At 42.0% G+C, this 12438-nt stretch carries 11 protein-coding genes and 1 pseudogene; 10 read left to right on the top strand and 2 right to left on the bottom strand.

Annotated elements, in window-relative coordinates; all coding sequences use genetic code 11:
- Positions 1–11: 11 nt before the first annotated feature.
- Entirely contained in the window at positions 12–1193 is a 1182-nt protein-coding gene (gene pgsB / locus BA70_RS03960) for a poly-gamma-glutamate synthase PgsB (RefSeq protein ID WP_034318457.1), read from the bottom strand.
- 748 nt (positions 1194–1941) lie between these two features.
- Here pgsB and BA70_RS03955 point away from each other — a divergent pair.
- The 10 genes and pseudogenes from BA70_RS03955 (at position 1942) to rbsB (ending at position 11771) form a co-directional block, all read left to right on the top strand.
- Positions 1942–3423 carry a spore germination protein gene (locus BA70_RS03955; protein ID WP_034318455.1) on the top strand — a complete coding sequence of 494 codons (1482 nt, stop codon included), beginning with the start codon at positions 1942–1944 and terminating at the stop codon, positions 3421–3423.
- Positions 3413–4510: a GerAB/ArcD/ProY family transporter gene (locus BA70_RS03950; RefSeq protein ID WP_034318452.1), complete on the top strand. Its 1098-nt coding sequence runs from the start codon at positions 3413–3415 to the stop codon at positions 4508–4510. The genes BA70_RS03955 and BA70_RS03950 overlap by 11 nt, the downstream gene beginning before the upstream one ends.
- Positions 4500–5642 carry a Ger(x)C family spore germination protein gene (locus BA70_RS03945; RefSeq protein WP_034318449.1) on the top strand — a complete coding sequence of 381 codons (1143 nt, stop codon included), beginning with the start codon at positions 4500–4502 and terminating at the stop codon, positions 5640–5642. Before BA70_RS03950 ends, BA70_RS03945 begins: the two co-directional genes overlap by 11 nt.
- An 84-nt stretch (positions 5643–5726) precedes the next feature.
- A pseudogene (locus tag BA70_RS20490) lies at positions 5727–5879 on the top strand (D-xylose ABC transporter ATP-binding protein); the annotation flags it as partial.
- 261 nt (positions 5880–6140) lie between these two features.
- The gene (locus BA70_RS03940; protein ID WP_034318446.1) at positions 6141–7124 is read left to right on the top strand and encodes a LacI family DNA-binding transcriptional regulator; all 984 of its coding nucleotides are present in this window, start codon (positions 6141–6143) and stop codon (positions 7122–7124) included.
- A complete protein-coding gene (gene rbsK / locus BA70_RS03935) occupies positions 7121–7999 on the top strand; it encodes a ribokinase (protein WP_034318444.1) in 879 nt (292 codons plus the stop codon). Before BA70_RS03940 ends, rbsK begins: the two co-directional genes overlap by 4 nt.
- The gene (rbsD, locus tag BA70_RS03930) at positions 7996–8388 is read left to right on the top strand and encodes a D-ribose pyranase (RefSeq protein ID WP_034318441.1); all 393 of its coding nucleotides are present in this window, start codon (positions 7996–7998) and stop codon (positions 8386–8388) included. Before rbsK ends, rbsD begins: the two co-directional genes overlap by 4 nt.
- Positions 8389–8403: 15 nt before the next feature.
- Positions 8404–9885 (top strand): sugar ABC transporter ATP-binding protein, encoded by a 1482-nt coding sequence (locus BA70_RS03925; protein WP_034318439.1) that lies wholly within the window; start codon positions 8404–8406, stop codon positions 9883–9885.
- A 1-nt stretch (position 9886) separates the two neighbouring features.
- Positions 9887–10840, top strand: a complete 954-nt coding sequence (gene rbsC / locus BA70_RS03920) for a ribose ABC transporter permease RbsC (protein ID WP_034318436.1) — start codon at positions 9887–9889, stop codon at positions 10838–10840.
- Positions 10841–10853: 13 nt separating this feature from the next.
- The gene (gene rbsB / locus BA70_RS03915; protein WP_034318433.1) at positions 10854–11771 is read left to right on the top strand and encodes a ribose ABC transporter substrate-binding protein RbsB; all 918 of its coding nucleotides are present in this window, start codon (positions 10854–10856) and stop codon (positions 11769–11771) included.
- 30 nt (positions 11772–11801) lie between these two features.
- Here rbsB and BA70_RS03910 read toward each other — a convergent pair whose 3' ends face one another.
- The gene (locus tag BA70_RS03910) at positions 11802–12419 is read right to left on the bottom strand and encodes a flavin reductase family protein (RefSeq protein ID WP_034318731.1); all 618 of its coding nucleotides are present in this window, start codon (positions 12417–12419) and stop codon (positions 11802–11804) included.
- Positions 12420–12438: the final 19 nt, after the last annotated feature.

Here is a 12438-nt window from a genome sequence, read left to right as displayed (position 1 = left end):
TATATTTCCTCCTAGCTGACAAGCTGCTTAATTTTGTATTCTTGAATTTTTTCGATTAAAGGTTCAGCGGCGCCATGGATATTGCCGACTCCATAAACCACTCGATTATGAAGCTTTTTCTCAAGCATATTCATAATTTGTTCTGTAGATTGATATTCAAGGTTGTGTAAGTGGTCAGCCGGAATTTTCCCTTCCTCATATGCCTTCACAATTGGTTCAGTCGTTTCACCAATTAAAACAAGATCACTAGCTTCAATATAAGGAAGTACATCCTCCGCAAACTGGATCGTTCTATCTACACGATCCGCACGGCAGTTCATAATAATAATTGGTTCATCTGTTGGATAGCCAATTTCTTTTACACGCTTCCAAATGTTCAATGTAGATGATGCGTCATTTGCCGCAAATCCATTTACAAAATGTCCAGGTGTTTTCGCGTCCATTAATGGAAGAATTCTCATCGCTCCTGGATCAGGCGGCGCATTTAACATTCCTTTGAATGCCGTATCTTCATCAATCCCTAATGCTTGAGCGACACCAAGTGCAAGCGAAGCATTATCTGGGAAAACCATGTACTCAAATTTCCGTAAATACTCATCGGTAATCTTGGAATTATCTGCAACAATCACTTCCGTGTTGCGTTTTTTCGCAATCTCTTTAAAGAAATCTGTATATTCACTATCCGTAATAACCAAGTGTCCATTGTAAGGAATTGTGGCTGTAAAGGCTTCTGCTATTTCGTCAAGAGTTGGCCCCATTACATCCATATGATCTTCAAGAACGTTTACGATCACGCCAATATTCGCTTGAAGTAGCTCTTCCTGAAAGATAATTTGGTAATCTGGATTTACCGCCATACATTCACTGACGATGGCATTTGCTCCTCTTTCAACTGTTTCTCTCATAACTTCCTTCTGCTCTCCGATATTCGGTCCTTGCGGTTTCCTTTTAATCGGTTTCTCTTCTGGCGTATCCCAATAAATCATTCTTGCATCCGTTCCCGTTGTTTTGCCGACAGTTTTATAACCTGCCTCCATTAAGATACCGGTTGTCAATCTTGTAACGGTGGACTTTCCGCGAATACCATTAATATTGACACGCACCGGCAGGGCATCGATATTTTTCTGATGACGCTTCTTTTCAATAAAGCCAATCCCTAACATGATGACGCAGGCTATAACGATTAACCACATCGATTATCTACATCTCCTTTTTTTATGAGTGTGATATGTAAATTCAATCAACAGTATATCTGTTCAGCATAAAATCACAATCGGTATTATGTAACATAATCTTTCACTTCCGCGTATGCCAAATTTCTCTAATCCTAAGGTGTAATTGCCTATCTCTCCCTCAAATGAAAAGGCCAAAAGACTGACAAAATTCAGACTGAATTTCTGCTTCATTCAAGAGAAAGCGTTACCATCAATCATCGAAAAATCTTTTGTCCTTTTCTCCCTAAATTTTTCGACAATTATAAAGATGTATTTAGAATCAATGTTTTAAAACCCTTTTATCTCTAAAAAATCAGTCATATCAGCGCTTTAAATGAATAGTGCGTGTTTTAGAATGTTTTATATTTTTGAATGAACAGGTTAGAAAGTCATCCTCAACGGTCAGAACGCTACGTGTTGACCTATGACAAAGGTCACCTCTCAAAAAATCAAGTCATATGCTTATTTATAGGTCACGAAAAATTGGGATAAGATGTAAAAATTTGATCATTTCGTTATACCTTCTCTTTACGATATTCACTCCTTATGACCTAAACAATGAAACAATATTCATTTGTTTTTATCAAGGTTCATCATTTCTTAACATTTTTAATATGATTTTAGTTGAAAGCTGTCGGCTCATGTCATGCATTCCCCAAAGATGACGAATAAAATCAGCTTCTCCGCTTACACTATGGTTAAAAAATAATGTGAGAGGAGGCTAAAGATGCCAAACACCAATGAACAAACACGCTTGCACTTTTTATCAGGCAGCTTTGAGGAGAAAATTCGGATTCTGAAAAAAACATTTCAGCAAAGCGACGATTTTGAATACCGAGAGTTAATGGTGAATGAAACGAAATCTGTGCTGTTCTTTATTAAAACGAGAATTGATGAAGGCAAACTGAACGATTTCATTATCGGCAACTTGTTAGGTCCTCCTGGAAAGCAGGATTATACAAAATCTCTTAGCACACTCGAAACAGGCGACTTGACGTTGATTACTGACAGTATTATTGCAGGAAGCATTGCCTTTCTTGATGAAAATTCCTCGCAGATCAAATTATTTACTGTCGGACAGCCGCCGCTTCGATCTATTTCTGAACCTTCTTCTGAAAGTATTATTGCTGGTGCACATGATGGATTTGTTGAAAGTCTCGATACCAATATCTATTTACTTCGTTCCCACTTAAATGATCGAAAACTCGCCGTCCAGTATCATAAGATCGGTACAAAATCGGAAACAAAGCTTGCGATTGTTTATATTTCTGATATCGCTAATCAAGAAAAGGTAGAAGAGGTAAACAAACGGATTTCTTCTATTAAAGTAGACACACTGATAAGTCCTGGCTCTATTGTTGAGGCGATTGAGGATGATTCATTTTCTATTTTCCCACAGCTCATTGATACAGAGCGCCCTGACAAAGTGAGATCTGCAATTCTTGAAGGGAGAATTGTGGTGCTGATGGATGGTAGCCCGATGGCCATCATTCTTCCTGTCACCTTCTTTAGCTTCTTTCAATCACCTGATGATTATAATAGTCGCTGGATTCCGGCTACGTTTATCCGTGTTCTCCGCTATCTTGCCTGTATCATCGCAGTCATTTTGCCATCTTTTTATATCGCAGTCATTGGCTTTCATTATGAGGTCGTCCCAGATGAATTAGCCATTACGATGAAAAATTCAATAATCGGTATCCCCTTTCCTCCTTTGATAGAAGCGATGCTAATGGAGATCACCATTGAACTCATACGCGAGGCCGGGGTGCGTCTGCCAAAACCAATTGGTCAAACGATTGGTATCGTAGGCGGTTTGGTCATTGGAGATGCCGTTGTAAAAGCCGGACTCATTTCAAATGTCCTTGTCATTGTGGTCGCAGTGACAGCCGTTGCTTCCTTCGTACTCCCATCCTTTGAAATGACGTCAACCATTCGAATGATTCGTTTCCCGCTCATGTTCATGGCATCGATGTTTGGTTTTATTGGCATTTCATTCGGATTAGCCCTCGTCCTCATGAATTTATGCCGCTTGGAATCACTAGGCGTGCCTTACTTGTCACCAGTTGCCCCATTTAACTGGCAAGACTTAAAAGACACTGTGATTCGATTACCGATGTGGATGTACAAAATGCGCCCTGTTTATTTAAATCCGCAAAAGAAAAAACAAATAGAAAATTTGAGAGGGTGGAAAAAGAAAAATGAACAATAAAATATCTCCACCTCAAGCTGTCTTTTTTATCATCCAATCTCAAATTGGTGTCGGTATTTTAGCTCTGCCCCATTTGCTGATGAAAGACATGGGCCACGATGGCTGGATGGCGATCATCTTAGCCTGTTTTTTTATCCAAATCATCAACACCATTTTTCTTTACATTATCCACAAGTATCCTGATACCTCCTTTTTCCAAGCATTAATTGACGTATTCGGAAAATGGGTTGGTCGGACTTTAGTGGCGCTTTATACGATATACTTTGCCTCAGTTTGCATTGTCGTTCTATCCATTTTCACAAGAATTCTTGGCATTTGGGTGCTGCCGCTTACGCCAAACTGGGTCATTAATCTATTAATGATCATATGCATCATTTACATTGCAAAAGAGCAAGTGAATGCCATTGTCAGATTTAACTTTATTTTGACTCCCTTTTTGCTCATGTTGTCTCTATTGATGTTCTATTCGTTGAAAGGAACCAATATCGACTACCTCATGCCTTTTTTTCAAACAGATATCTCTCAATTTCAGCTTGGATTGAAGGACGTTGTTCTATCCATGAATGGATTTGAGATGATTCTCATCATCTCTCCATTTATGAAAGGCACCATCAAGGAGCGGTATAAAGTAATGACCATTTCAAATATATGTACAACACTTTACTACCTATTTATTACATTAATTTGTTTTATGTTTTTTAGCCCAATTGAGCTCAAGGTAATTCCAAATCCTGTCCTTTATTTATTAAAAACCATTTCATTTGGTGTCATTGAGCGGACAGACTTAATTTTCCTTAGTTTCTGGGTGTTTATCATTCTTGCCACACTCAGCAATTACCTTTACTTCTGTGCAAATGGTGTAGCCAGTATTCTCAAGAAAAAAAAGCACAAAAAATATGTCTATTATTTTGCCATTTTGATCTATGGCGCTAGCTGTTTTCTCGCAACTGATAACTTTAGAATTCAGCGCTTTAATGACTTTACCACTATTGCACAATATTCATTTATTTACACACTCCCGATCTTGATGGCCATTATCATCTTTATCAAACATCGCAAAGGGAAGGTGAAATCACATGCGTCATAAATATAGACTGACTCTGCTTATGTGTGTTTCCCTCATATTTATGCCTGGCTGCTGGGATCAAAACTTATTAAAAAATATCTCTCTTGTTTTAACCTCTGCTGTGGACCAAGGAGAAGATGACAATGCGAAATATTCGATCACCTATCGAAAAGTGCAGCAGTCTCAAAGCGTGGAGCAAGGAAATACAGGCAGCTATTTAACCACAGTTCTCACAACTGAAGCACCTACTTTAAGAAAAGCAAGAACCAACTTTAGCCGGATTGTAGACCAAAAAATCGACATATCGAAAATGCGGGTCATGCTGATCGGTGATGAATTTGCTCAAAATCGCCTTCTTCCCTACTTAGATATGTTTTATCGTGATCCCAAAAGTCCGTTACTCGCAAACCTTGCAGTGGTACAAGGGGGAAGTTGTGTGGAATTAATCAACGAGCTACTGAAGGAAAAGCTCATTGTGAGCGATTATTTAAACAACCTGATCACAACTGCTTCACTCTCCTCTCAAGTAGCACCTAAAAACATTCAAAGTGTCCGGTCTAAAATGCTCCAAACCGGCGAGGATTTCACCCTGCCATTAATCCATTTCGATCAATCGAAGAAAATAATCAGTGTGAAAGGTGTTGCCCTATTTGATAACGAGAGAAAGAAAGGTGAGCTACTTGGCCAAGATGCCATTCTTCTCACCGTCATGGACGGGAAAATGGGCAGGTATGCCAACTTCACGAAAAAAGTGAGAAGTGACATGAAATCAAAGGAGAACAATTACATCACCATTCAAGTCACAGATTCAAAGCGGGACATCAAGATTGTAAATCCTGATCATCGAAACTTAACATTCTCTCTCGATTATGAATTCACCACCTCTGTGCTTGAGTATCCGAAAGATAATCTAGATACAGATAAAAAAATCGAAATGCTAAACAAAAAGCTTTCAGCCATTTTGACAAAAGAAGCAGAAAAAATTGTCGCCTCCCTGCAAGAAGCAAACTCAGATGTCCTAAGCCTCGGCAGAAAATATCGGGTAAGACATTATGATGAGTATATGAAAATGAACTGGGTAACCGATTATCCAAAGGTAAAAATCATTCCAAAAATCAAAGTGAATATTACACAAACAGGCATTATTAGTTAAGAAAAGGGAGAAGTCTTCTCAGCGTGTAGACAAACCCTCGTTTTCGGTGTAAGTACTGCTAACAAAAAGCCAAATTAATCTTGACAGCACTTAATCGCCTTTATGCATCAGGAAATAAACATATGGCCTGATATGACCGTATTGGAGAATCTATTCATTGGTAAAGAAATCTATACGAAACTCGGTCTCCTAGACACAAAAAAAATGAAAGCCCTCGCTCAAACGCAACTGGACCGAACCCTCGCATTCGGTGTCAGTCCTGCTCTCCGGTGCTCACGAATCTCAAATTCGCTCCGCTCCGGTACTCGTCCTTCCTAGACTACAAAGGTTTTCTATCACGCTGAAAAGAAGACAAAGGGCTAAAATAAAGATCATTTTACCCCTTTGTCAACAATCTGGTCTTCTTTCTTTTTTTATTTTTTTAAGATTGTCATTTCTAAGCTTTCGTGATAATCTATTTGTGTAAACGGTTACACATTCACGAAGGGAGGCACTCCATTGGCTACAATTAAAGATGTTGCAAAAGCCGCACAAGTGTCTGTTGCTACTGTTTCACGCGTGCTCAACGATACTGGATATGTCCATACAGATACGAAAACCCGTGTGACACAAGCGATGCAGGAGTTGAACTACTTTCCCAATGAAGTGGCGAGATCCCTTTTTAACAGAGAATCCCGATTAATCGGTTTAATCTTACCTGATATCACAAATCCATTCTTCCCTCAGCTGGCTAGAGGCGTTGAGGATGAGATTCATGCCCATGGTTTTCGGTTATTATTCGGAAACAGTGATGAAGACCGTGAAAAGGAACTGGCTTACTTACAAACTTTTAAGCAAAATCAAGTGGTCGGTGTCATTGCTGTCACCAACGAACCTGAATCGGATATGTACAATGATGATTTACCCGTTGTGTTCTTAGATCGAACAGTGCCAAATGCACCTTCTGTGTTTGCAGATGCTGCAACTGGCGGGAAAATGGCCGCAATGGAATTGATCAAGCGCGGCAGCCGGCAGATTACACTGCTAAAAGGACCTGCCCATCTTCAAACAGCTCGGCAGCGATTCAAAAGTGCACTTGATGTCCTCACTGAAAAAGGTGTCGACTTTCATGTGATGTCTAACGCTTCTTTTTCCTTTCAAGAAGCCAGAAAAAGCGCCAAAGCTCTTTTCCAGCTGTACCCTGAGACAGACGGCATTATTGCCAGCAATGATATTGTCGCAACAGCGGTCATACACGAAGCGCTTCGGATCGGAAAAGCCATTCCAGATGAAGTCCAAATCATTGGATTTGATGATATTCCGCAAAGCGAACTGCTCTTCCCCTCCTTATCAACGATCAGGCAGCCTGCCTATGATATGGGGAAAGAAGCAGCGAAGCTGTTAATCAAATCCATTCAAAAGCAACCAATAGATCAATCAGTTATTCAAATGCCCGTCTCTTTTATTGAACGAGAGACCACGAGAAAGGTGGATTCACAATGAGTCATATTGTCGTAGTAGGAAGCTGTTCGATGGATTTAGTCGTCACATCAGATAAGCGGCCAAATGCCGGAGAAACTGTCTTAGGCGAATCTTTTAAAACCGTCCCAGGCGGAAAAGGAGCAAATCAAGCAGTAGCAAGTGCAAGACTCGGTGCAGATGTATACATGGTCGGCCGAGTCGGTGATGACGCTTATGGTCAAGAGATCGTAAGCAATTTACAAGCACAAAGTGTCCGTACCACATATATGAAACCGGTTACCGAAATGGAAAGCGGGACAGCTCATATCATTTTAGCAGAAGGCGATAACAGCATTGTTGTGGTGAAAGGAGCAAATAACGAAGTCACACCTCACTATGTAAAAAATGCTCTTTCTACTATTGATGATATTGGTATGGTCCTCATTCAGCAGGAAATTCCTGAAGAAACGGTCGAAGCAGTTTGCGCCATTTGTAGCGAACAAAAGATCCCAGTGATCTTAAATCCCGCACCAGCCCGCAAAGTATCACAGCAAGTTTTAGAGCAAGCTGCCTATATTACACCGAATGAGCACGAAGCCGCTCTTATGTTTGATGGTCTCACGATTGAAGACGTCTTGCGTCAATACCCTAATAAATTACTGATCACAGAGGGAAAAAGTGGGGTTCGATATTTTGACGGATCGAGAGAAGTTTTAGTCCCAGGCTATCCTGTAAAAGCAGTCGATACAACAGGAGCTGGCGATACCTTTAACGGCGCTTTGGCTGTGGCACTAATAGAAGGCAAATCCCTATACGACGCGCTTGCCTTTGCCAATCTTGCAGCATCTATCTCTGTGACAAAATTCGGCGCACAAGGCGGCATGCCAACAAGAGAAGAATTGGAGAGAAAGAAATGAAAAAAAACGGCATCTTAAACAGCCATATCGCCAAGGTGCTTGCTGACCTTGGCCACACAGACACAATCGTCATCGCAGACTGCGGTCTACCTATTCCAGAAGGCCCAGTCAAGATCGATCTTGCGTTATCGATCGGCACGCCGTCCTTTCAGGAGGTCACCTCTCTCCTTCTTCAGGAAATGGCCGTTGAAAAAATCACTATAGCCAGTGAAATCAAAGAAGCCAATGAGCGAGACCATTTATTTTTGAAGAAAGCGTTCTCACAGCCGTTACATGATGTAGATCACGAGACTTTCAAAGACATGACCAAACAGGCAAAAGCAGTTATTCGAACGGGTGAAGCCACCCCATATGCAAACTGCATTCTTCAAGCCGGTGTCATCTTTTAAAAGGAGGAGCCAGAAATGAACATTGAGATGCATAACATCCATAAGGCCTTTGGAAAAAACACCGTTCTCTCCGGGGTCTCCTTTGACCTCGTCACAGGTGAAGTCCACGCGCTCATGGGTGAAAACGGGGCTGGAAAATCAACTTTGATGAACCTGCTGACAGGTCTTTATTCATTAGATCAAGGAACGATTCAAATCGACGGAAAAGAAACCGCTTTCAAAAATCCAAAGGAAGCTGAACAGCACGGAATCGCCTTTATTCATCAGGAGCTAAACATATGGCCTGATATGACCGTATTGGAGAATCTATTCATTGGTAAAGAAATCTATACGAAACTCGGTCTCCTAGACACAAAAAAAATGAAAGCCCTCGCTCAAACGCAACTGGACCGATTGTCTGTGAACCTCTCGCTTGATCAGGATGCAGGCAGCTGTTCCGTTGGGCAAAAACAGATGATCGAGATTGCGAAAGCATTAATGACCGATGCGAAGGTCATCATCATGGATGAGCCTACGGCAGCTCTAACAGACCGTGAGATTGAAAAGCTATTCCAGGTCATGGAATCACTCAAAAAAGAAGGCGTTTCCATCGTCTATATTTCTCACCGTATGGAGGAAATCTTTGCGATCTGTGATCGGATTACAATCATGCGTGACGGAAAAACGGTCGATACGAAAGCTATACCAGAAACGAATTTCCATGAAGTCGTCAAAAAAATGGTCGGCCGAGAATTAACAGATCGTTACCCTAAACGTACGCCTTCTAAAGGAGATGTTGTCCTAGAGGTAAAACAAGCGACGAGAAAAGGACGCTTTCAAAATATCAATTTCTCAGTCCAGGCTGGAGAAATCGTCGGTGTCGCAGGCTTAATGGGCGCTGGCCGAACCGAAATGATGCGGTCACTGTTTGGTCTCGATCCTCTTGACCAAGGTGAAATCTGGGTACACGGGAAAAAGGCTGTCATTAAAAAACCAAGTGATGCGGTCAAGCTCGGCATCGGCTTTATCACAGAGGATCGCAAAGATGAAGGACTGATGCTTGATGCATCTATCCGAGAAAACATTGGTCTGCCAAACTTAAACAGCTTCTCTCCAAAGGGACTGATTGATAAGAAAAATGAACAAGATTTTGTCGACCTGCTCATCAAAAGACTGACAATTAAAACGGCTTCCTCTGAAATCTCTGCCCGGAGCCTGTCTGGTGGTAATCAGCAAAAAGTCGTCATCGCTAAATGGATTGGCATTCAGCCGAAGGTCTTGATTTTAGATGAACCGACAAGAGGTGTTGACGTCGGGGCAAAACGAGAAATCTATCAGTTAATGAACGAGCTGACCGATCGAGGCGTTGCGATTTTGATGGTCTCCTCTGAGCTCCCGGAGGTTCTCGGGATGAGCGATCGAGTGCTTGTCATTCATGAAGGAACGATCAGCGGAGAATTAGATAAAACAGAAGCGACACAAGAACGAATCATGACACTAGCTACAGGAGGGAAGTAACATGAAACCACTTACTTCAAATGGACGATTTGACCACATCATGCAAAAGCTTGGGCCATTCTTAGGACTCATCATCCTTGTTGCCATTGTTTCTATTTTAAACCCGGCCTTTTTAGAGCCATTAAACATTTTAAACTTACTGAGACAAATCTCCATTAATGCCCTCATTGCCTTTGGGATGACGTTTGTTATTTTAACTGGAGGCATTGATTTGTCTGTCGGTGCGATTCTAGCCCTGTCTAGTGCTTTGACCGCAGGCTTTATCGTTTCTGGCATGGACCCGATTCTAGCCATTATCGTGGGATGCATCATCGGTGCGATCCTTGGGATGATCAACGGTCTTTTAATCACAAAAGGAAAAATGGCTCCTTTCATTGCCACTCTTGCAACGATGACCATTTTCAGAGGATTGACGCTTGTTTATACAGACGGAAATCCGATTACAGGGCTTGGCTCTAACTATGCCTTTCAATTATTCGGCCGCGGATATTTCTTAGGCATTCCTGTTCCAGCGATCACAATGCTTCTCACCTTTATCGTACTTTGGGTGCTGCTTCATAAAACGCCTTTCGGCAGAAGAACGTATGCCATCGGCGGGAACGAAAAAGCCTCTCTCATCTCAGGAATAAAAGTACCGCGTGTCAAAATCATGATTTATTCATTAGCAGGTTTCATGTCTGCTTTAGCCGGTGCGATTTTAACCTCTCGTCTAAACTCTGCTCAGCCAACAGCTGGTACGTCCTATGAGCTTGATGCAATTGCTGCCGTTGTACTTGGCGGGACAAGCCTATCTGGCGGAAGAGGACGAATTGTCGGCACACTCATTGGGGTGCTCATCATCGGTGTCTTGAACAATGGTATGAACTTACTTGGTGTATCATCATTCTATCAATCTGTTGTGAAAGGAATTGTAATCCTGATTGCAGTCCTACTAGACAGAAAGAAATCTGCTTAAGGAGGCAGCTGCTATGAAAAAATATCTCATTCTCATCCTGACTCTCTCGTTGTTCATGCTCTCTGCCTGCTCGCTTGAACCGCCAGAGTGGGCCAAGTCATCAAAGGATGGCAAGAAAAAAGACATCAAAATCGGGCTATCAATCTCGACCTTAAACAATCCATTCTTCGTTTCTCTGAAAAACGGCGTGACAAAAGAAGCGAAAAAGCTTGGCATTGAAGTTGTGATTGCAGATGCACAAAATGATTCAGCCAAACAAACGAGTGATGTCGAAGATTTAATCCAGCAAGGGGTTGACGCATTACTTATCAACCCAGCAGATTCTTCTGCTATATCAACCGCTGTCGAATCAGCGAATGCTTCAGATATACCTGTCATCACGTTAGACCGCTCAGCAGAAAGTGGCAAGGTAGAAGCGCTTGTTGCCTCAGATAACGTCAAAGGCGGCGAAATGGCCGCTGACTTTATCATCGACAAGCTTGGCAAAGGAGCGAAGGTTGCTGAATTAGAAGGCGTGCCAGGAGCTTCTGCCACACGTGAGCGCGGAAAAGGGTTCCATCAAATTGCAGACAAAGATTTAGATGTGACAGCGAAACAAGCCGCTGACTTCGACCGAACAAAAGGACTGAACGTCATGGAAAACCTGCTTCAAGGAAACCCTGACATTCAAGCAGTCTTTGCACACAATGATGAAATGGCTCTTGGCGCACTAGAGGCCATCCAAAGCTCCGGGAAAGACATTCTCGTCGTTGGCTTTGATGGAAACGAAGATGCACTAAACTCAATCAAAGCAGGAAAGCTCTCAGCAACGGTCGCACAGCAGCCAGAGCTCATCGGTAAACTGGCAGTTGGTGCTGCAAACGACGTATTAAAAGGGAAGAAAGTACAAAAGAATATCGCAGCTCCGTTAAAACTGGAACAAAAGAAATAAAACCCCCGACAGCCTCGGGGGTTTTCCCTATTATTCTGGTCTTTTCAGCACAAATGACGTACCTAAATGAGCGTAATCATTTCCTGCTAAACGTGCGACTGGCTTTAATTCATTAGTCAAAATATAACCTTTTTCCGCATCATAGACAGCCTCATCTAAATGCGCACACACAACCCGGCCAATGATATGATCGACCGTGATTTCACCTTCATCATTTTGAAAGGTCAGATGTTGTTCTAACTGACATTCAAAGCGAATGCGCGCTTCCTTGATGCCTGGAACTGAAACAACACTGCTCTTTACTTGATGAAGACGGGTTCGATCGAGCTCACTCTCTTCCTGCGGCAAAGTAGCAGCCGTTTCATTAATATCCTGTATCATGTCTTCATCGCTGACATGAACAACAAACTCTTTCCTATCTATGATATGCTGCGCCGTATCTTTCATCTCTCCTTGACGTCGTCCGATGGAAACAGCGATGAGCGGCGGGTGTCCACTGATGACATTAAAGAAACTAAATGGTGCGGCATTTACGACATTTTCTTTAGACAGGCTTGTAATAAACGCAATCGGTCTTGGAACAATGGAGCCGGATAATAATTTATATGCTTCTTTTCGTGACAGCTGATCCATTTGTAATGTAATCACTTCAGGCACGCCTCCTCTT

It is taken from the genome of Bacillus zhangzhouensis (genome assembly GCF_000715205.1).
Taxonomy (GTDB): Bacteria; Bacillota; Bacilli; order Bacillales; family Bacillaceae; genus Bacillus; species Bacillus zhangzhouensis.
The sequence above is the reverse complement of the archived record's forward strand: the minus strand, read 5'-3'. Positions and strand labels throughout refer to the sequence as shown.

Bases quoted from the DNA above. Each gene is read 5' to 3' on its own strand.
- pgsB (WP_034318457.1), bottom strand. From the start codon at position 1,193: ATGTGGTTAATCGTTATAGCCTGCGTCATCATGTTAGGGATTGGCTTT.
- BA70_RS03955 (WP_034318455.1), top strand. From the start codon at position 1,942: ATGCCAAACACCAATGAACAAACACGCTTGCACTTTTTATCAGGCAGC.
- BA70_RS03950 (WP_034318452.1), top strand. From the start codon at position 3,413: ATGAACAATAAAATATCTCCACCTCAAGCTGTCTTTTTTATCATCCAA.
- BA70_RS03945 (WP_034318449.1), top strand. From the start codon at position 4,500: ATGCGTCATAAATATAGACTGACTCTGCTTATGTGTGTTTCCCTCATA.
- rbsK (WP_034318444.1), top strand. From the start codon at position 7,121: ATGAGTCATATTGTCGTAGTAGGAAGCTGTTCGATGGATTTAGTCGTC.
- rbsD (WP_034318441.1), top strand. From the start codon at position 7,996: ATGAAAAAAAACGGCATCTTAAACAGCCATATCGCCAAGGTGCTTGCT.
- BA70_RS03925 (WP_034318439.1), top strand. From the start codon at position 8,404: ATGAACATTGAGATGCATAACATCCATAAGGCCTTTGGAAAAAACACC.
- rbsC (WP_034318436.1), top strand. From the start codon at position 9,887: ATGAAACCACTTACTTCAAATGGACGATTTGACCACATCATGCAAAAG.
- rbsB (WP_034318433.1), top strand. From the start codon at position 10,854: ATGAAAAAATATCTCATTCTCATCCTGACTCTCTCGTTGTTCATGCTC.